Origin of the sequence: Aminicella lysinilytica, assembly GCF_004362975.1 — a bacterium.
In the GTDB taxonomy this organism is placed as follows: domain Bacteria; phylum Bacillota; class Clostridia; order Peptostreptococcales; family Anaerovoracaceae; genus Aminicella; species Aminicella lysinilytica.
This window is the reverse complement of record NZ_SNXO01000005.1, coordinates 1-18,882: the sequence shown is the minus strand read 5'-3', so window position 1 is coordinate 18,882 and position 18,882 is coordinate 1. Positions and strand designations below refer to the sequence as shown.

General features: G+C 47.7%; 21 protein-coding genes. 19 read left to right on the top strand and 2 right to left on the bottom strand.

The features are described from left to right. Positions 1–21: 21 nt before the first annotated feature. Positions 22–570: an RNase H family protein gene (locus EV211_RS02075; protein ID WP_133527775.1), complete on the bottom strand. Its 549-nt coding sequence runs from the start codon at positions 568–570 to the stop codon at positions 22–24. 142 nt (positions 571–712) lie between these two features. Between EV211_RS02075 and EV211_RS02070 the strand changes: the two genes are divergently transcribed. From EV211_RS02070 to EV211_RS02020, 11 genes are all read left to right on the top strand, one after another. After that, a complete protein-coding gene (locus EV211_RS02070; RefSeq protein WP_133527774.1) occupies positions 713–1,513 on the top strand; it encodes an MBL fold metallo-hydrolase in 801 nt (266 codons plus the stop codon). A gap of 2 nt (positions 1,514–1,515) precedes the next feature. Continuing rightward, entirely contained in the window at positions 1,516–1,995 is a 480-nt protein-coding gene (rlmH, locus tag EV211_RS02065) for a 23S rRNA (pseudouridine(1915)-N(3))-methyltransferase RlmH (RefSeq protein WP_133527773.1), read from the top strand. Between the two features lie 131 nt (positions 1,996–2,126). Next, positions 2,127–2,492: a hypothetical protein gene (locus EV211_RS02060; protein WP_133527772.1), complete on the top strand. Its 366-nt coding sequence runs from the start codon at positions 2,127–2,129 to the stop codon at positions 2,490–2,492. Between the two features lie 3 nt (positions 2,493–2,495). Beyond that, entirely contained in the window at positions 2,496–3,293 is a 798-nt protein-coding gene (locus tag EV211_RS02055) for a F0F1 ATP synthase subunit A (RefSeq protein WP_133527771.1), read from the top strand. Between the two features lie 41 nt (positions 3,294–3,334). Next, positions 3,335–3,556 carry an ATP synthase F0 subunit C gene (gene atpE / locus EV211_RS02050; protein ID WP_207667975.1) on the top strand — a complete coding sequence of 74 codons (222 nt, stop codon included), beginning with the start codon at positions 3,335–3,337 and terminating at the stop codon, positions 3,554–3,556. 41 nt (positions 3,557–3,597) lie between these two features. After that, entirely contained in the window at positions 3,598–4,107 is a 510-nt protein-coding gene (gene atpF / locus EV211_RS02045; protein WP_133527769.1) for a F0F1 ATP synthase subunit B, read from the top strand. Next, the gene (locus EV211_RS02040; RefSeq protein ID WP_133527768.1) at positions 4,098–4,634 is read left to right on the top strand and encodes a F0F1 ATP synthase subunit delta; all 537 of its coding nucleotides are present in this window, start codon (positions 4,098–4,100) and stop codon (positions 4,632–4,634) included. Before atpF ends, EV211_RS02040 begins: the two co-directional genes overlap by 10 nt. A 15-nt stretch (positions 4,635–4,649) precedes the next feature. Beyond that, entirely contained in the window at positions 4,650–6,164 is a 1,515-nt protein-coding gene (gene atpA / locus EV211_RS02035; protein WP_133527767.1) for a F0F1 ATP synthase subunit alpha, read from the top strand. Further along, positions 6,157–7,095, top strand: a complete 939-nt coding sequence (gene atpG / locus EV211_RS02030; RefSeq protein ID WP_133527766.1) for an ATP synthase F1 subunit gamma — start codon at positions 6,157–6,159, stop codon at positions 7,093–7,095. Before atpA ends, atpG begins: the two co-directional genes overlap by 8 nt. Before the next feature lie 12 nt (positions 7,096–7,107). Continuing rightward, entirely contained in the window at positions 7,108–8,514 is a 1,407-nt protein-coding gene (gene atpD, locus EV211_RS02025; RefSeq protein ID WP_133527765.1) for a F0F1 ATP synthase subunit beta, read from the top strand. Position 8,515: 1 nt separating this feature from the next. Then, positions 8,516–8,791 (top strand): F0F1 ATP synthase subunit epsilon, encoded by a 276-nt coding sequence (locus tag EV211_RS02020; protein WP_133527764.1) that lies wholly within the window; start codon positions 8,516–8,518, stop codon positions 8,789–8,791. Between the two features lie 45 nt (positions 8,792–8,836). Here EV211_RS02020 and EV211_RS02015 read toward each other — a convergent pair whose 3' ends face one another. Continuing rightward, entirely contained in the window at positions 8,837–9,169 is a 333-nt protein-coding gene (locus EV211_RS02015) for an ArsR/SmtB family transcription factor (RefSeq protein WP_133527763.1), read from the bottom strand. Between the two features lie 140 nt (positions 9,170–9,309). On the opposite strand from EV211_RS02015, the gene EV211_RS02010 reads away from it, so the two are divergent. The 8 genes from EV211_RS02010 (at position 9,310) to EV211_RS01975 (ending at position 18,839) form a co-directional block, all read left to right on the top strand. Then, complete coding sequence (locus tag EV211_RS02010) at positions 9,310–10,707, top strand: sigma-54 interaction domain-containing protein (protein WP_133527762.1); 1,398 nt, start codon at positions 9,310–9,312, stop codon at positions 10,705–10,707. Positions 10,708–11,029: 322 nt separating this feature from the next. Further along, positions 11,030–12,091, top strand: coding sequence for a 2,4-diaminopentanoate dehydrogenase (ord, locus tag EV211_RS02005; protein WP_133527761.1), 1,062 nt, complete (start codon positions 11,030–11,032; stop codon positions 12,089–12,091). A gap of 103 nt (positions 12,092–12,194) precedes the next feature. Further along, positions 12,195–12,494 carry a 2-amino-4-oxopentanoate thiolase subunit OrtA gene (ortA, locus tag EV211_RS02000; protein WP_133527760.1) on the top strand — a complete coding sequence of 100 codons (300 nt, stop codon included), beginning with the start codon at positions 12,195–12,197 and terminating at the stop codon, positions 12,492–12,494. Continuing rightward, on the top strand, positions 12,494–13,900 hold the full coding sequence (ortB, locus tag EV211_RS01995) for a 2-amino-4-oxopentanoate thiolase subunit OrtB (protein WP_133527759.1): 1,407 nt from the start codon (positions 12,494–12,496) through the stop codon (positions 13,898–13,900). Before ortA ends, ortB begins: the two co-directional genes overlap by 1 nt. 58 nt (positions 13,901–13,958) lie before the next feature. Beyond that, on the top strand, positions 13,959–14,321 hold the full coding sequence (locus EV211_RS01990) for an ornithine aminomutase subunit alpha (protein ID WP_133527758.1): 363 nt from the start codon (positions 13,959–13,961) through the stop codon (positions 14,319–14,321). A 1-nt stretch (position 14,322) separates the two neighbouring features. Then, positions 14,323–16,578, top strand: coding sequence for a D-ornithine 4,5-aminomutase subunit OraE (oraE, locus tag EV211_RS01985; RefSeq protein ID WP_133527757.1), 2,256 nt, complete (start codon positions 14,323–14,325; stop codon positions 16,576–16,578). 140 nt (positions 16,579–16,718) lie between these two features. Next, positions 16,719–18,449, top strand: coding sequence for a GlmL-related ornithine degradation protein (locus tag EV211_RS01980; RefSeq protein WP_330564500.1), 1,731 nt, complete (start codon positions 16,719–16,721; stop codon positions 18,447–18,449). A gap of 30 nt (positions 18,450–18,479) precedes the next feature. Beyond that, positions 18,480–18,839 carry a type III PLP-dependent enzyme domain-containing protein gene (locus EV211_RS01975; protein ID WP_133527756.1) on the top strand — a complete coding sequence of 120 codons (360 nt, stop codon included), beginning with the start codon at positions 18,480–18,482 and terminating at the stop codon, positions 18,837–18,839. Positions 18,840–18,882: the final 43 nt, after the last annotated feature.

Here is an 18,882-nt window from a genome sequence, read left to right as displayed (position 1 = left end):
GTAATGAAAAAGCTCGCGGTATTATCCGCGGGCTTCATTTATACCTACATTGGCCAGTTCATCGGCCCTGTTGTTCATATCCGTTATGTACTTGAAACTTTCGAAATCGAATTCTGCGCCGTTCCAGCTGCAGAATTTCTCATATAGCCCGTCCATATCTGTACTTTTACTGTTCAGATTCACATGGCCCTTGACCCGGTAGAAGGAAACGTCGTGTTTTTTGACCAGAGCGATCAGCTCCTGCCAGAGTTCCTTATTTTCCACAGGCTTCTTAGCCGTATTCACCCAGCCGTTCTTCTCCCACTTGACATACCATTTGTCACGGAAGCAGTTGGCCACATAGGAACTGTCAGAGAAAACCCTGATCACGAGTCCTTCCCTTTTGAGCGCCCTGAAACCCTCTATAACGGCCGTGAGCTCCATCTGATTGTTAGTAGTGTTGGCCTTACTGCCGTGAAGTTCCCTTCGACTATCACCGTATTCAAGAATAGCGCCCCAACCGCCAAAGTTCTCTTTGCTTTGGTTTCCCGAGCAGCCGCCGTCCGTGTACATTTTCAAAACCTGCGCCATTGTCATTCTCCTTTGCTATCTCATACTATTATGCACTAAAATACCACAAGGGTAAAGAAGAATATTTGTGCAATGTATTTCTTGTTATTTCCGGGATTAGTGGTATAATTCATCTATATTGTTAAGGAGGTCTAACTGATATATGGGGTTTTCGTTTTGCTCTTTTGCCAGCGGCAGTTCAGGTAATTGCTACATGGTAGAGAGCGATAATACAACATTACTCGTCGATGTAGGCATTGCCGGAAAGAGAATACTTGCCGGTCTGGAGGAAAACGGGCTGCAGGTGGAAGACATTAACGGCATATTGCTTACTCACGAACACATAGATCATGTCAGGAGCATAAGGATGATAGGCAGGAAGGCGTCTCAAGCTGAAATATACGGCTCTGAGGGGACTTTTTCATGTATAGAGGATAAACTGCCGCCTGACCGTATACATCCGCTTCTGGAGGAAGATCCTTTCGATATCGGCGACATTACCGTAGTGCCCTTCGACCTCTCCCATGACGCTCTGGAACCCATGGGCTATTCCTTTGTTCATGAAGGACGTAAGCTGACTATAGTCACAGACACAGGCTACGTTACCGATGACATCTTCGACCAGATCAGAGACGCGGACACACTGGTGCTGGAGGCCAACCACGAGGTCAACATCCTCAGGATGGGCTCCTACCCTTACCCTTTGCAGGAGAGGATCCTGGGGGAAGAGGGCCATCTGTCCAACGAGACGGCCGGAAATACCATCTGCCACATGCTGGACGCACTGGATGGTAAAAAAACACCTAAGGTGGTCCTGGCTCATCTGAGCAGCGAGAATAATACCCCGGAGCAGGCCTATCTGACCGTGAAGAATATTTTGTTTGAGAATGATTATTATGTGGACAGGGATCTGGAATTATCAGTAGTGCGCAGAGACGATCCCAGCCCCCTTATAGAAGTGTAGATATGAATATTACGATAATATGTATAGGAAAATTGAAAGAAAAATACTGGAAGGACGCCGTGGCCGAGTACAGCAAGAGGCTGGGCAGCTATTGCAGTCTGAATATAGTCGAGCTGAAGGAGTCGCGGCTGGCGGCCAATGCCGGCGAGGCTGATGAAATGGCTGTCATAGACGCTGAAGGCCAGGAGATACTGAACAAAATAAACAGCGGTATGTATGTCATTAGTCTGGAGATCCGCGGCAAAAAGCTCACTTCAGAGGCTCTCGCTGCCAAGGTAAGGGACCTGGCCCTGGAGGGCAGAAGCGACATTGCTTTCGTTATAGGCGGCAGCCTGGGATTATCGTCGGCGGTCAGCAGAAGGGCAGATTTCAAACTGTCATTTTCCGACATGACTTTCCCTCATCAGATGATGAGAGTCATACTTCTGGAGCAGGTCTATCGTAGTTTCAAAATCAATAGAAACGAGCCTTATCATAAGTGACAGCTTATTGATAAGCGAAACTTAGAGCCCTTTGATTGCAAGGGAAACAACAATTTTGCATAAAGCGACAATTAAATGATTTTGACGCTTTACTTTTTGAAAAAAAGAATTATAATGTGAGGTAATGACGAATGGATGAAGACAGATATTTACAGTTGAGAAAAGAGATATTTATCATCTGCAGCATATATGCAGCCGTATGTGAAGTCGTGTCTTTGTTCATTTTAGGCTTCGATAAGGGGTTCCTTATGGGGCTCATAGCCGGAGTCGCGATCATGCTGGTCAATCTGGAATTGTTAAAGAGAATAGTAGTCTTATATGTCAACACTAAAAGGCTGGGGCTCGTAGTAGTATTATATCTACTACGTTTGTGTATTTATGCCGGCGTGGCATATCTGTGCTATATGATAAGTATTAACGGACTACTGGCTTATGCCATAGGAGTATTTGGAATAGTAATTGGAGCCTTGATCAGTTATAAAAAGGAGGCAGTTTAGGATATGAATCTGAATGAGCTTGGAGCTCGGATAATAGTATATTTCGGCAGTAGCGGGAAGTTCTTCCTTTCAGAGAGCACATGCTATGCTATTATTCTGGCAGTGATCCTGGCGGCAGTCGGTATCTGGCTGGGCAGCAATCTGCAGGCTGTGCCTAAGGGCAAACAGGTCCTGGTAGAATTGTTCGTAGGCTGGATATATAAATTCACAGAAGAAAACCTGGGTAAAGAATTTGCCAGGTCGTTTGCGCCGTATTTCGGCACATTGATCCTGTGGCTCGTGTGTGCTAACAGTCTTGGCCTTATTGGCCTCAGACCGATAACGGCGGATGTAAGTATAACTGCAGGCCTTGCGGCCCTGTCCTTCGTACTTATCCAGTACAATGCCATCAGACATCTGGGCATCGGCGGAAGACTGAGCGAAATGCGGGATCCGTTCTCTTTCATGATAATCATGGATCTGATCAGCGATCTGACTTTCCCTGTTACTCTGGCTCTTCGACTCTTCGGAAACATCTTCGGAGGAATGATAGTGGTAGATCTGTGGCTGAATCTTATGTCGACTATCAGCGCGACCTTCTGTCCGGTACCTATACTAAGGTGCGTAACAGTAATACCTTTGAATCTGTTCTTCGATATGTTCGAACCGGTGATACAGGGATACATATTCACGGTGCTGACGGCGATCAATCTGCGGCGAGGCATGGAAGGTACGTCACCTGAGACTCTGGAACGCAGAAGGAAGAGCAAGGAGAAACGGCTGGCTAAACATCAGGCGAAACAGTTAGAACAGGCCGGTTAGGGCCATAATATAAATTATAGTTTTTAATGGAGGTAGTAAAAATGGGACTTATAGCAATTGGTGCAGGCATATGTATGGGACTTGCAGCTCTGGGCGTAGGAATTGGTCAGGGCATCGTAGCTAACGGTGCAATGCATGGAATGTCTAGACAGCCGGAGATCATGGGCAAACTTCTGGTCAATATGATACTGGCTATGGCCATCATGGAGACCGCGTTGGTTTTCGGTTTGATAATATCGATCATACTGTTAGGTAAAATGTAAATTATGAGGCTGATCAGTAACAGCAGGAAGGAGGATAAAGCATGCGCGCGTATCAGAGTTTACTAGAACTTAATTGGAATTTTGTTTTCTCATTGATAACATTCATTGTTTTATTCTTTATCCTGAAGCATTTTTTCTTTGAAAAGGTCCATGATTTTATGGAGAAAAGATCGCAGGACATCCAGGACAGCCTTGATAATGCTGAAGTCAAGAGTCGGGAAGCCGATGAGAAACTGAAGGATTATGAGGAACGCATCGCCAATGTCGACATTGAGAGCAGAACCATAATAAAGAAGGCGAGAGATGAGGCCAAGGTCCAGGCTGACGGCATAGTCAACGAGGCCAATGAAAAGGCGAGAAAGGCTATAGAACATTCCGACAAAGAGATCGAGCGGGAAAGGTTCAATGCCCGCAAGCAGCTTAAGGAAGAAGTCAGCGACCTGGCTATTATGGCTGCAGGCAAGATAATGGAAAAGGAAATCACGCCTGATGACCATGAGGAAATCGTCAATAAGATCATCGAGGAAGCTGAGGATGAGCCATGGAAATAGGAATAGCAAGGATATACGCCACAGCTCTTTTTGAAGCGGCTGATGACAACGGTAGCGTTGATGAAGTCAAGGATGAATTGATACAGCTTGATAAGATCTTCGAGAAAGAGAAGGATTTCGACAAGCTTATGATCAACCCTGCCATATCTAACGCATCCAAGAAGGAAATGATGAAGGAAATCTTCGAAGGCAAGATCTCCAAGGAGGTCCTGTCATTTCTTTGTATCCTTATTGATAAGAACAGGCAGTATAATTTCCATAATATTGTCAGACAGTACTGTGATATCTTCGATGAGGAGACCGGCATAGGCGAGGGAGTAATATATTCCGCAGTCAAACTGACCGATGCTCAGATGAAGAAATTCCAGGAAGAAACAGGCAGACTTTTGCAGAAGAATGTAATGCTCAGGAATAAAGTAGATACCAGCCTCATCGGCGGAGTTAAGATCTTCGTTGACGGGAAAATCGTCGACGCATCATTGCGTTCGCGGCTTGATAAGCTGGCAGAACAGATAAAAAATAGCTAGAAGGGAGAGACTTCTATGAATTTAAGACCCGATGAAATAAGCGGATTGATCAAGGATCAAATCAAGAATTATACGAATGAAATGGATATCTCTGACTTCGGTACTGTAATGCAGGTAGGCGATGGCATCGCCAGGGTCTACGGGCTCAGTCACTGCATGTCCAGTGAGTTGTTGGAGTTTCCACACAATGTCTATGGCATGGCCCTCAATTTGGAAGAGGATAATGTGGGCGCGGTAATACTCGGCGACGACCGTCAGATAGGCGAAGGCGACATAGTCAAACCTACAGGCACGGTAGTTGAGGTACCCGTTGGCGAAGCCCTTATCGGCAGAGTCGTAGATGCTTTAGGCAAACCTATCGACGGCAAAGGCGCCATCGACACCACAGAGCACAGGCCTATAGAAAGTCCGGCTCCGGGCGTTTTGCGCAGGCAGCCAGTCAAGGAACCACTGCAGACCGGAATCAAAGCCATTGACTCCATGATCCCTATAGGCAGGGGTCAGCGTGAGTTGATCATAGGCGACAGGCAGATAGGTAAGACAGCCATCGCCATAGATACCATTTTGAACCAGAAGGGCAAGGACGTCATCTGCATCTATGTAGCCATAGGTCAGAAGCAGTCTACAGTAGCCCAGCTGGTGGAAACTTTGGAAAAGAAAGACGCCATGAAGTACACTATCGTCGTATCGGCTACGGCCAGCGAGGTAGCGCCTATGCAGTACATCGCACCCTATGCGGGCTGCGCTATGGGCGAGTATTTCATGTACCAGGGCAAGCATGTGCTGATCGTCTATGATGATCTGTCTAAGCATGCCGTGGCCTACAGAGCCATGTCATTACTTCTTCGCAGACCACCAGGAAGAGAAGCATATCCCGGCGACGTATTCTACCTTCACAGCAGACTGCTGGAAAGAGCAGCCAAACTGTCGGATGAATTAGGAGGCGGTTCTCTTACGGCTTTGCCGATAATCGAGACCCAGGCCGGAGATATAGCAGCATACATACCAACAAACGTAATATCCATAACAGACGGCCAGATATTCCTTGAAAACGAGTTGTTCTTTGCAGGACAGAGACCGGCCATAAATGCCGGGATTTCCGTATCCCGTGTAGGAGGAAACGCTCAGATCAAGGCCATGAAGAAGGTATCCAGCAAGATCAAACTGATGCTGGCTCAGTATACAGAACTGAAGTCATTCTCACAGTTTGGTTCTGATATAGACGCTGACACCAAGCGGCGGTTAGATCACGGCAGCATCATCATGGAGATATTGAAACAGGGCCAGTATGGACCTTTGGATGTAGCATTGCAGGTGATGATAATTTACGCAGCGGTCAACGGACTGCTGGACGACATACCGGTAAATCAGATCAAGAGCTTTGAATCACAGTTCTATCCGTATATGGACGACCACTTCCCTGAGGTCAGAAGGACTATCGAGGAAACCGGAGATCTGCCTAAGGAAACGGAAGAATTACTGACTAAAGGCATTACCGAATTCAAGAAGGTAGGTTTTGTAAATGGCTGAGCAAATGCAGGGCATCAAGCGAAGAATCAGAAGCATCAACAGCACTGAGCGTATAACCAACGCTATGAAGCTGGTCTCTGCCGCCAAACTGCGCAGAGCCAAGGCAGTCTATGAACACAGTAAACTGTTCCTGGATCGCATCAAGGCTTCTATGGATGAGACTTTTGATAATGCCGCCAGCGTGCCGAAGCAGTTCCTCGTAGGCAGCCGTGAGATCAAGACCACCTGTCTTGTGATCATGACCAGCAGTACGGGCCTCTGCGGCAGTTTCAATGGAAACGTAATCAGATATACGGAGAAGTTGATAAAGGAAGCTCATCATGACGCCAAGCTGGTCACAATAGGCTCCAAGGGAAGAGAACATTTCCAGAGGATGAACTATGACATACTGATCGAACATGACGGAACTGCTGATACTGTGACTTTCGAAGAGACTCAGGATATTGCAGGACCACTTATAGAGAAATATCTGGCCGGGGAGATCGATGAGATCATTCTGGTGTATACTTCTTACATCAACACATTGAAGCAGGAAGTCACCACGCGGAGGATATTGCCTATAGACATGAATGAGATCAAGGCCGACGAGAAGGCTGAGGATGCGCTCATAGACAAGGCAGAAGGCAAAGGATTCGAAGAAGGCGAAGATAAAGACGCCGGGCCGCAGCCACTTCACTCTATCGAGTATGAACCATCGGCGGAGGAAGTATTCAGATATCTCGTTCCCAAGTACTTCCAGCTTCATCTCTACAGCGCGGCTATAGAGTCAGCCACCTGTGAGCATGCCGCCAGACGTCAGGCCATGGAAAACGCCAACGACAACGCCAGCGATATGCTGACTATGCTCCAGGTCAAGTATAATAGAGCAAGACAATCGCAGATAACAGATGCAATTATTGAAATAGTCTCTGGTTCAGAGGCACAGAGTTAGGAGGAAAGATAATTGAATAAAGGAAGAATACATGAGATTATCGGACCGGTAATAGATATCAAGTTCCATCCGGACGAACTGCCGGAATTGAAGAACGCTATACAGATCAAGCTGAACGACGGTAAAACCATCGTTGCCGAGGTAGCCCAGCATAAGGGCGATGATGAGGTAAGGTGTGTAGCCCTATCCTCAACTGATGGCTTGGCAAGGGGTATGGAAGCCTATGATACAGGTAACCCTATCGAAGTTCCTGTAGGACCTGAGGTTCTGGGAAGACTGTTCAACGTTCTGGGAGAGCCAATAGATGAGAAGGGACCTGTGAACACCAAGCAGAAAGCGCCTATTCACAGAAGCGCTCCTGCCTTCGAGGATCAGGATACTTCATCACAGATATTCGAAACGGGCATCAAGGTAATCGACCTGATAGCTCCATACACGCGAGGCGGTAAAGTCGGACTCTTCGGAGGTGCCGGCGTAGGCAAGACCGTTCTTATTCAGGAGCTTATCAATAACATCGCTACAGAGCACGGCGGTATTTCCGTATTCGCCGGCGTAGGCGAGCGTACCAGAGAGGGCAATGACCTATACGGCGAAATGACCGAGTCAGGCGTTTTGAAAAAGACAGCCATGGTCTTCGGCCAGATGAACGAACCTCCTGGAGCGAGAATGCGTGTAGCTCTGACAGGACTGACGATGGCAGAATACTTCCGCGATAAAGAAAAGCAGGATGTACTTTTGTTCATAGATAATATTTTCAGATTCACTCAGGCCGGTTCTGAGGTTTCCGCTCTGCTGGGCCGTGTGCCTTCAGCCGTAGGTTACCAGCCGACCCTGGCCAATGAAATGGGCGCTTTGCAGGAGCGTATCACGTCAACAAAGGATGGCTCAATCACTTCTGTTCAGGCGGTATATGTGCCGGCTGACGATCTGACGGACCCGGCTCCGGCTACGACATTTGCCCATTTGGACGCCACGACCGTATTGGATCGTGCCATTACAGAACTGGGAATTTACCCGGCCGTAGATCCTCTGGCATCGACTTCCAGAATACTGGATCCTCTAATTGTAGGCGATGAGCATTATGAAACAGCCCGCCGTGTGCAGGAGGTTCTGCAGAAATACAAGGACTTGCAGGATATCATTGCTATTCTGGGAATGGATGAATTGTCTGAGGAAGATAAGCTGACCGTATCCAGAGCAAGGAAAATCCAGAGATTCCTGTCACAGCCGTTCACAGTGGCTGAACAGTTTACAGGCATGGAGGGCAAATATGTTCCATTGTCTGAAACTGTCCGTGGATTCAAAGAGATCCTGGATGGCGAGCATGATGATATTCCTGAGGAGATGTTCTTCTTCGCAGGCGGTATAGATGAGGTAGTGGAAAAATTCAAGGAATCACAGGAATCCGGGGAGAATTGATATGAGCAGCGCTAAGTTGGAGATCATAACGCCTGATTCGATGTTTTATTCGGGTGATGTAGATATACTTATGGCAGATACAGTTGGTGGCGAGGAAGGCTATATGCCTCGCCATGTCTGGTGCTGCAAGCTTTTAAAGGAGAACGGCAAAGTGAAGCTCAGGGAAGCCGGCGGGCCGGCGGGCCCGGAAGGGCTGAAGACTGCCGTTGTCAAAGGCGGCTATGTGGAGATCCGGGATCATTTCGTTGTTTATACGGAAGGAGCCGAGTGGGTATAGCCGGGCGGCCGCTCCTAACGCTCAAGTACACCCGCGCTTTCGCCGTTATACGACTGAGTAGCGTTTCACGTCGTCGATGTATTGCATGAGTATGCCGAGATTGACATAGAAATAGGAAAACTTGTCTTGCTTCTTGATCTCAACGAGACCGGACTGGACAAGTTTTTTCATGTGCTGAGAGATGGTGGCCTGAGCGTAGTCGAAGGCGCCGACTAGGTCCTTGGTGCAGACCAGATCCATGGTCTTGTTCTTCTGCATTATATATCTGAAAAGCTCCAGGCGGACCGGATGGGCCAAAGCGTCTGAAACGCCGGCGATGAAATCCAGTTCGTCGCTTGCCATATCATTAAGTCCATTTGTTTTCTTACGTATTCTCATTTATGTTAGTACCTCCAGGTGATAAATTGTCAATTAACAATATACAATAATAAGAGGAAATAATCAACTGGCAATCAGTGCAAATTAATTTGCATTAAAGCCGAGAATAGTGTAAAATACAAGTATTGGAGGTACCGAACATGGATGAAACTGCTTATAAAAAAATAATAGAAGAACTCATCGAACTTGTCGATGAGGGCGTTTATATTGTTGATAGAGACGGCGTAGGTCTGTTTTACAATGAGGCCATGGCGAAAAACGAGAAGATCAACGTGACGGATGTAGTGGGCAAGGAGTTCCATAAGGCCTTTCCGGGGGTCAGGCTGAGCGAGAGCACCATGTACCATGCACTCAAGAAAAGAGTGGCCACCAAAAATAAGCAGCAGACTTATACCAACCTTTACGGCAAGGAAGTTACGACTATAAACAGTACCGTGCCGGTAAACGTCGAAGGACGCACGGTTGCAGCCATCGAGGTAGCCAGGGACATTACCAACATCAGATCCATGAGCGACACCATACTAGAATTGCAGGGAGACAAACTCGGCACAACCAAAGCCACCAAGACGCCGACCATCAAGAAATACACCTTTGAGGATATAATAGGACAAAACAGAACCTTCGCGGCTATAGTCGAGCGGGCCAAGCGGGCAGCCAAGAACAACGCCTCGGTCTTCATTTACGGCGAGACCGGAACAGGTAAAGAACTCTTTGCGCAAAGCATACACTATGCCAGCAGCAGGCGTGAGAACCCGTTCCTGGCACAGAACTGCGCGGCATTGCCGGAGTCTTTGCTGGAGGGTATACTATTCGGCACTACAAAAGGCGGCTTTACCGGAGCCGTTGACAGGGCCGGGCTTTTCGAACAGGCCAACGGCGGGACACTGCTCCTGGACGAGATCAGCGCCATGCCCTACGAACTGCAGAGCAAACTTTTGCGCGTGCTGCAGGAGGATTACATCAGGCGCGTTGGCGGCACCACGGACATTCCCGTGGATGTGCGCATCATCGCCACGGTCAACGAACCGCCGGAGGTGCTCATGGCCGAGGGCAAGCTCAGGAAGGACCTGTATTACAGGCTGAATGTAGTCAGCATTTCCATCCCGCCTCTGAGGAACAGGAAAGACGACATACCCGTCCTGACGGATGCCTTTCTGGACAAGCATAACAAAAGGTTTGACAAGGAAGTCTGGATGGTGTCGGAGGCTGCGATGGCAAGGCTTTGCAAGTACGACTATCCCGGCAATATCAGGGAGCTGGAGAATATAATAGTCCAGTCCGTATCCATGGCGGAGACAGAGCATGTGCTGACGGACAGGCTTCTGCAGATGCCAATGCAGGTGCAGGCGCTGGGCAAAGACATAGAGCAGTGGGACCGCCAGGGACCGCTTAATGAATACATGAGCAACCTGGAGAAGGAGATCATCAGGGGCGTAATGATAAGCGAAGGCGGAAATGTTTCCAAATCGGCTGAAATACTGCAGATAAAGAGGCAGACCCTGCAGCATAAACTGAAGAAATACGGTATAAAAGAGTAATAGTATTTGAAAAAATACAAAATCGCAAAAATATTTGCAGTAAAATCGCAAAAATATTTGCACCAACTGGTTACCAGGCACGATGGCAAATGCTGGCAGACAGAAAGAATTAGATAATTAAACAGTTATGTAGTGGTTTTTTGTGCACTAAAGCGTAAAAAGCCACTATTTTTTGTGTCCACAGGAAGGTTTGTGTGTAATGTATACATGTTTTTAATTGGCATAGGACTTGCGTTATATAAAAGTAGCGCGGGTTCTGACGGACTCGTCATAAATAGTTAATTATTATATTTTAAATTAATGTTAAAGGAGAGAAAAGCAAATGAAAAATGTACAGGTAATCCTTTGGGGATTAGGCGCTATGGGCGGCGGAATCGGAAAAATGTTATGCAAGAAACAGGGTGTTGACATTGTCGGTGCTATTGATATAGGCGACAAAGTAGGCAAGAATCTGTATGACGTAGTTCCGGGCATCGAGCAGGGCAACAGAGCTGACGTAATCGTTGGAACTCCTGAGGATGTAATTAAAAAGGGATCAGCAGACATCGTTGTAGTTTGCACAAACTCATTTACTAAAGAAGTATATGACAAGCTTGTCTTCGTTATGGAGAAGGGCATCAACGTAATCACTTCAGCTGAGCAGATGGCTTATCCTAAGGCTCAGGAGCCTGAACTTACTAAGAAACTTGATGAGTGTGCTAAGAAGAATGGCGTTTCAGTTCTTGGAACAGGCATCAACCCTGGTCTGATCATGGACCTGCTGGTTATCCTCTGGACTTCAGCATGCGAGTCAGTTGACCACATCACTTCAAGAAGAGTTAACAGTCTTTCACCTTTCGGACCTGCTGTTATGGAAGAGCAGGGAATCGGCGTAAGCGTTGAAGATTTCAATAAGAGAAAAGCAGACGGAACAATGGCTGGACACGTTGGATTTGCTGAGTCAGTTGGTATGATGTGTGAAGCTCTTGGCTGGAAGCTTGACGAGTTCGGACAGGACATGGAGCCTATCGTAACAGACGTTGACAGAAAGTCACCTTATGGATTCGCTGCTAAAGGATCAGTTGCAGGCGTAGCTATGAAGGGCTGGGGAATCGTTGACGGCGAGAGAAAGATCGATATGGATCATCCACAGCAGATCGAGCCTGAACAGGTTGGAGTACACACAGGAGACTATGTCATCCTCGACAGCGTTCCACCAGTAAACATGGCTAACAACCCTGAGATCGAAGGCGGAATCGGAACTATGGCTATGATCATGAACTGCATACCTATGGTTATCAACGCTAAACCAGGTCTTAAGACAATGATCGACATCCCAGTTCCTCATGCTATCATGGGAGACTTCAGAGATCAGATCGACGAAGATTGCAAATTAGTTAAATAATTGAATCCTTACATTTTTACGCATGTTGTTCGGGCGGGGAGGATATCTTCGCCCGACTACATCATGTTATGCAGGGAAAGTTAGAAACAGGAGAAAATAAACAATGGCAAAAAAAGGAGATTGGGTACGCATTCACACTGTCGTACTTAAGGCCGATGAAAGAACCGGCAAGATCCCTGAGGACACCAAGAAATGTGATCTTGAAATGTGGACTAAGGGCGAACTGCAGGCAGACGCTGAAATCGGTGATGTTGTAACTGTCAAGACGGCTGTAGGCCGCTTGGAAAAGGGCACACTTATAGAAGTTGGTCCTTATTATACTCATAGCTATGGCAAATTTGTCCCAGAGATCATCCAGATCGACAAGCAGCTAAGAGAGATCGTGCGTGGAGGTGACAAATAATGGCATTAGCAAAAGATTATGATTCCGTCATGGCGAGATCCAATGATATCAATCTGAAGGCACTCGGACTTGACTACAATGAATTCGAATCAGGTTCCATCGCATTCGATTACGAAGCGCTGATGAAATCTACAGGTTACACTCTTGACGAGTGTGCAAGGATCCAGGCAAGAACAGATGTAGGAAATACACCTCTTATCGAGCTGAGAAACATCTCCGCTCTTTCAAGAAAATATGCCAAACCTGGCTACGGCGCAAGAATCTTCGCTAAGGATGAAGCTTGCAACGCATCAGGAAGTTTCAAGGCAAGAAGAGCTGCATGCGCAGTTGCTCATGCCAAGAAGCTTGGATATAAAGGCGTAATCGCTGCTACATCAGGAAACTACGGCGCAGCCGTTGCTTCACAGGCAGCTATGCAGGAACTTGACTGCATCATCGTTCAGGAGTGCTACGACTCACACGGAGTAGGACAACCTGAAATCATAGAAAAAGCAAGAAAATGCGAAGCTTACGGAGCAGAGGTTATCCAGCTGACAGTTGGACCTGAACTGTTCTACACATTCCTGAGCGTTCTTGAGGACACAGGATATTTCAACGCTTCACTTTACTCACCATTCGGCATTGCCGGCATCGAGACTCTGGGCTATGAAATAGCTATGCAGTGCCGCGAGAAGGTTGGCAAAGACCCTGATATGGTAGTATGCACTAACGCAGGCGGCGGAATGATGACAGGAACTGCCCGTGGATTGATCAAAGCAGGTGCTGTAGACACAACTATGGTAGCAGCTTCTATCGATCTGACAGGACTTTCGATGGCATCAGACAAGCAGTTCAACCTGAAGTCATGCACTACAGGTCATACTGGATTCGGCGTACCATACGCAACAGATCCTGACCATTCAGACGTTCCAAGAAGTGCAGCAAGACCTCTTCGTTACATGGACCGTTATGTAACAGTTAAGCAGGGCGAAGTTATGTATATGACAGAGACTTTGGCTCAGCTTGAGGGAATCGAAAGAGGACCTGCGGGAAATACAGCTCTCGCAGCAGCATTTTCACTGGCTCAGGAGCTTCCTGAAGACGCTATCCTTGTTATCAGTGAGACTGAGTACACAGGAGCAGGCAAACACATTCAGCCACAGCTTTCTTTCGCAAGAGACAATGGCATCGAGCTGAAGTTCGGAGATCCTTCTAAAGAAGATCAGCCGGGCGTAAACGTAGTATTCCCTGCAAACCCTGGTATGATCCAGTGCCACGACGCTGACCTGAATCATTTCAGACAGTCACTGATCAAGAAAGCAGCCAAGAAGCATGCAGACGTCACACCGACAGATGCTGACCTTAAGTTCCTGGCTGAAGAGACAAAAACTGACGTAGATTTTGTTAAGAAGACATTAGGTCTGTAAAAGATATACGCTAAGTTGGATACCGGGTCTTACCCGGTGAACAAAAGGAGAAAAAAGAATGATAAGAGAAGACGATTTTCAGGAAAGAAGAAAGCATATTGCTAACCTTTCCGACAAAGAACTGTATGACAGATTCTGGGAAATGACTGCCCAGGTTGTTGACCCTCTTCTTGAGCTGGGAAGAAAAAACACTACTCCTTCAGTTGAAAGAGCAGTACTTCTCCGCATGGGAGTATCATCCCTTGACACTCAGAAAATTGTAGAAGGCGCTATGGACAGAGGACTCATGGGCCATGGAACAGGAAATATCCTGTACAAGGTTTCTAAGGCTAAGAATATCTCAATAAGAGAGACTTCTGAGGCAATGGCTCGCGGCGAATACTGGGATGACGCAGTAGCAATGTTCAAGGAGGGCAAATAAGATGGCAGATATGATTTTAGATCGCAACGAAAAGTTGGATGTTAGAGAGGTCTTGAAGGATCTTGATAAATACGAACCAAGAAGACATAACTGGACATGGAGAGAACCTGCACCTAATCTTAAGATGGGTCCTTTCGAATTCCATGATATGTCCAAGCCACTTAAGAATGGCGTTCCACTACCACCGGCTAAATTCTTCGATGACATCGATCCTCAGCCGCTCCCTGTAATCACTACAGAGATCGCATCAGGAAGATTCGAAGATGATATCAGAAGAATGAGAATGGCCGCTTGGCATGGCGCTGACCATATAATGGTTATCAGACATATGGGACAGTCCCATATCGATGGACTTATGGAAGGTACACCACAGGGTATAGGCGGAGTTCCTATTACAAGGAAACAGGTAAGAGCTCAGAGAAAGGCTCTGGATCTTATCGAGGATGAAGTAGGTCGTCCACTGAACTACCATTCATACGTTTCAGGAGTTGCAGGACCGGACGTAGCTGTTATGTTCGCTGAAGAAGGAATCAACGGCGCTCATCAGGATCCACAGTACAATGTACTTTACAGAGATATCAACTGCGTAAGATCTTTCGTAGACGCATGCGAATCCAAGAAGATTCTGGAGTGGGCTAACATTCTTCAGATCGACGGAGCTCATAATGCTAACGCAACTGCAAGAGAAGCATGGAAGGTAATGCCTGAGCTTATCGTTCAGCATGCCATCAACTCCCTGTTCTCAGAGAAGGTTGGTATCAAACCTGAAAATATCAGTTTGTCAACAGTACCGCCAGATGCAGCACCTGCACCTGCTATGTACCTTGACCTGCCTTACGCAGTAGCACTGAGAGACATCTGCGACAGATACAAGATGAGAGCACAGCAGACGACTAAGTATGTTTGCTCATCAGTAAGAGAAGCTACAGTAACTCATGTAATGAACATGGTTATTTCCAAGCTGACAAGCGCTGACATTCAGTCAACAATCACACCGGATGAAGGCAGAAACGTTCCTTGGCACATCTACAACATGGAAGCTATCGACAACGCTAAACAGGCGCTGGTTTACATGGATGGTTTCAATGAGTTAGTTGAGCTGAAGAAGGACGGTCCTCTGAGAGAAATGGCAAGAGACATTAAAGAGAGAGCTTGCCTGTTCATGGAAGAGATCGTAGAAGTTGGCGGATATTTCAACGCAGTTGAGCAGGGATTCTTCGTAGACTCTGCTAAATATCCTGCAAGAAACGGCGACGGCATCGCAAGAAAGATCAAGGGCGGCGTTGGTTATGGATTCATCTTCCCGAGAGAAGAGGACTACATGGCTCCTGTAACTGCACACTTTGGATACAACAATGTTGAGCAGTACGGCGGAGATCCTAAGAACCCATCAGCTCTGATCGGCGGATGCACATTCGAAGACAGAAGCAAGATCGTTTACATTGACGAGCTTGATGAAGTAGATAATGTAAATGTAAGACTTGAGAAAGTTAAGAAATATCTTGACGGAAAAGCAATCAAGCCTGAAATGGAATGGTGCGGAGACGGCGTAGTAATGCTGACAATGTGCGTTCCTACAAATGTCAGAACAGCAGAGGCTACAGGCCTTCAGATCGCTGAGAAGCTGGGTCTGGACAAGCCTGAAGTAATCAGTAAAGAGATCATGCACCCTGCAGAGGGTACAAGAATCGAGATCAAGGGCAAGGTAACATTCGATATCGACCCTGATTCACTGGTACTGCCTCCACCACCACATCATCTGTCAGATGAGATCCTGTACAAAGAGTTCAAGGATCATCACATGTCAGTAGTATGCGGAACTGTTGGAGATGACGAGCATTCCGTAGGTCTGCGTGAGATCATCAACATCAAGCACGGCGGAATCGAGAAGTGGGGCATCGAGGTTAATTACCTTGGAACTTCAGTTCCTGTAGAGAAGCTGGTTGACGCTGCTGTTGAGCTGAACGCTGACGCTATACTTGCATCAACGATCATTTCACATGACAACATCCATTACAAGAGCATGAAGAGAATCAACGAGCTGGCTATCGAGAAGGGCATCAGAGATAAGGTAATTATCTGTGCAGGCGGAACTCAGGTAAGTCCTGAGGACGCAAGAGCAACCGGAATCGATGAAGGATTCGGAAGAGATTCTCATGGTATCGATGTAGCTACATTCCTTTGCGAAGAAGCAATGAGAAGACGTGGCGACCTTCCTGAGGGAGGACATCTGGTAGGAATCGACGAGGACGAGTAGTCTTCAGTCAGACGAACAGTCACATAACCGGAACTTTTTATGGGGCGGGCAAATGCCCGCTCCGTATTTGATTTTTGAATATAAGTACCGCGGGCGCAGGATGCGGCCGCGCGTCATTAGAATATATAGAGAGGTAGAAAATGAGAGTAGACGTTTTAGTAGCAGAAATAGGCTCGACCACGACAGTAGTCAACGCATTCACGGATCTGAACACGGACAAACCGGTCTTCTGGGGTCAGGGTCAGGCGCCTACCTCTGTCATGGACGGCGACGTAAGAGTCGGCCTCCAGGGAGCCATAGACGATCTTTGCAACAAAAAGAAAATTGACAGTCTGGAGTATGACGACATGCTGGCAACTTCCTCCGCCGCAGGCGGGCTGAAGATGACTGTCCACGGTCTGGTCTACGACATGACCGCCAAGGCGGCCAAAGAGGCGGCTCTGGGAGCCGGCGGCATTATACATTTTGTTACTGCGGGCAAACTCAGACGGACCGACATTGCCAAGATCAAAGAGATCAACCCTAACCTGATACTCATCGCCGGAGGCGTTGATTACGGCGAGCGCGACACGGCCCTGGACAACGCCGAGATGATCAGAGCCATGGGACTCAAGACGCCGATAATCTACGCCGGCAACATCGAGAACCAGGAAGAAATGAAGCTGATCTTTGACGAGGAAAGCGGCGAGCAGCTGTATAATGTTGAGAACGTATACCCGAAAATCGACGACCTGAACGTAGAGCCTTGCAGGAAAGTGATCCAGCAGGCTTTTGAGCAGCATATTACTCACGCGCCGGGCATGGAGCACGTGCGTGACATGGTCAGTGGACCGATAATCCCAACGCCGGGAGCTGTTATGGAGTGCACCAAGCTGCTCTATGACTGCATCGGAGACCTGATAGTTCTGGACGTTGGCGGAGCTACGACGGACCTGCATTCTGTGGCAGTTGAATCGGACAAAGTGGCCAGGATCATGGTATCGCCGGAGCCGAAGGCTAAGCGTACTGTCGAGGGAGACTTGGGCGTTTACGTAAACAGGTACAAAGTAATAGAATCTATCGGTGAGGAGAAGCTCCGTGAGGAGTGCAATGAAATGGGCATCGACATGGACAAGGTCCTGGAGAGTTACGTTGCCATTCCTAAGACCGAGGATGAGATCAAGTTCGTAGAGAGGCTGACTCTGGAGGCTGTGACCAAGGCCACAGAGCGCCACGCGGGACAGATCAGATATATATACGGACCTTCGGGCAGAAGTACTGTGGCCGAGGGCAAGGACCTGACTCAGGTGAAGTACATCGTCGGCACGGGCGGAGCCCTGACGCGGCTGCCTCACAGAGTCGAGATCATGAAACAGATCGCGAGACACAACGAGACAGGCATGCTTTTGTTCCCAACAGATCACGCCAAGATCCTCGTAGACAACGAATACATCATGGCTTCATTGGGCGTTTTGTCCAAGAAGTACCGGGAGGCGGCTATTAAGCTGCTGGAGCAGAGTCTGGATTTCAAGTTCCCTGAGAAGAAGGAAGAGGGCGTGGAGATCCCGATCTACATGAAGGCTGTGGAAGAGGAGTACGAGGAAAAGGTCCAGCGGGACGAGGAGTACAGGAAGCATATAGAGGAGTGCGAGGCGGCCGGCTATGATATGACTGCTTTCAAAGAGGAGGAGCCTATCGGCGGTGCTAACAGCCGCGGGCCTGCAGGGGCCAGTGCGGATCCTGCCAAGGCGGGCATCGAGGCGGGCCAGGGCCTTCAGGGTAAGTGGGCCACAAATTCCGACTCGGATGGCACTCAGGGTCAGTATATGGGTGACTGTACGCATGATTGCAAGCATTGTACCAGACGCAACTGCCCGAACCGGGTGGAGTAAGATATAGTTGATTGAAAAAGGAGTGGAAAAATGTATCCGAAATTAGTAGTAGATTTGAAAAAACTTCAGGGCAATCTTGACGCCGTTGCGGAGATCACCAAGGATCACGGCGGTTGCTCCCTTATGATAGTAACAAAGGGTATGTGCGCGGATCCGGAAATGTGCCGGATGATCGCGGCGGATCCTAAGGTGGACTTTATGGCGGATTCCCGCGTGAAGAATATCGCCGGTTATTGCGACATGGCAAGGAAGCAGGGGAAGAAGACTGTGCTTCTGCGCATTCCTATGCATGCAGAGGTTGAGGATGTTATCAAGTATGTGGATATTTCATTTAACTCTGTTCTGGTCAAGCAAAATTGTAATAGGCATGCGCCTTTTATGCGACTTTAGCTGGTGGTAAACCATTGTTAAATGAATGTGGTCTCTTGTTGTT

Excerpts from the sequence above, each read along its gene's own strand:
- EV211_RS02075 (WP_133527775.1), bottom strand. The coding sequence starts at position 570 with ATGGCGCAGGTTTTGAAAATGTACACGGACGGCGGCTGCTCGGGAAAC.
- EV211_RS02070 (WP_133527774.1), top strand. The coding sequence starts at position 713 with ATGGGGTTTTCGTTTTGCTCTTTTGCCAGCGGCAGTTCAGGTAATTGC.
- rlmH (WP_133527773.1), top strand. The coding sequence starts at position 1,516 with ATGAATATTACGATAATATGTATAGGAAAATTGAAAGAAAAATACTGG.
- EV211_RS02060 (WP_133527772.1), top strand. The coding sequence starts at position 2,127 with ATGGATGAAGACAGATATTTACAGTTGAGAAAAGAGATATTTATCATC.
- EV211_RS02055 (WP_133527771.1), top strand. The coding sequence starts at position 2,496 with ATGAATCTGAATGAGCTTGGAGCTCGGATAATAGTATATTTCGGCAGT.
- atpE (WP_207667975.1), top strand. The coding sequence starts at position 3,335 with ATGGGACTTATAGCAATTGGTGCAGGCATATGTATGGGACTTGCAGCT.
- atpF (WP_133527769.1), top strand. The coding sequence starts at position 3,598 with ATGCGCGCGTATCAGAGTTTACTAGAACTTAATTGGAATTTTGTTTTC.
- EV211_RS02040 (WP_133527768.1), top strand. The coding sequence starts at position 4,098 with ATGGAAATAGGAATAGCAAGGATATACGCCACAGCTCTTTTTGAAGCG.
- atpA (WP_133527767.1), top strand. The coding sequence starts at position 4,650 with ATGAATTTAAGACCCGATGAAATAAGCGGATTGATCAAGGATCAAATC.
- atpG (WP_133527766.1), top strand. The coding sequence starts at position 6,157 with ATGGCTGAGCAAATGCAGGGCATCAAGCGAAGAATCAGAAGCATCAAC.
- EV211_RS02020 (WP_133527764.1), top strand. The coding sequence starts at position 8,516 with ATGAGCAGCGCTAAGTTGGAGATCATAACGCCTGATTCGATGTTTTAT.
- EV211_RS02015 (WP_133527763.1), bottom strand. The coding sequence starts at position 9,169 with ATGAGAATACGTAAGAAAACAAATGGACTTAATGATATGGCAAGCGAC.
- EV211_RS02010 (WP_133527762.1), top strand. The coding sequence starts at position 9,310 with ATGGATGAAACTGCTTATAAAAAAATAATAGAAGAACTCATCGAACTT.
- ord (WP_133527761.1), top strand. The coding sequence starts at position 11,030 with ATGAAAAATGTACAGGTAATCCTTTGGGGATTAGGCGCTATGGGCGGC.
- ortA (WP_133527760.1), top strand. The coding sequence starts at position 12,195 with ATGGCAAAAAAAGGAGATTGGGTACGCATTCACACTGTCGTACTTAAG.
- ortB (WP_133527759.1), top strand. The coding sequence starts at position 12,494 with ATGGCATTAGCAAAAGATTATGATTCCGTCATGGCGAGATCCAATGAT.
- EV211_RS01990 (WP_133527758.1), top strand. The coding sequence starts at position 13,959 with ATGATAAGAGAAGACGATTTTCAGGAAAGAAGAAAGCATATTGCTAAC.
- oraE (WP_133527757.1), top strand. The coding sequence starts at position 14,323 with ATGGCAGATATGATTTTAGATCGCAACGAAAAGTTGGATGTTAGAGAG.
- EV211_RS01980 (WP_330564500.1), top strand. The coding sequence starts at position 16,719 with ATGAGAGTAGACGTTTTAGTAGCAGAAATAGGCTCGACCACGACAGTA.
- EV211_RS01975 (WP_133527756.1), top strand. The coding sequence starts at position 18,480 with ATGTATCCGAAATTAGTAGTAGATTTGAAAAAACTTCAGGGCAATCTT.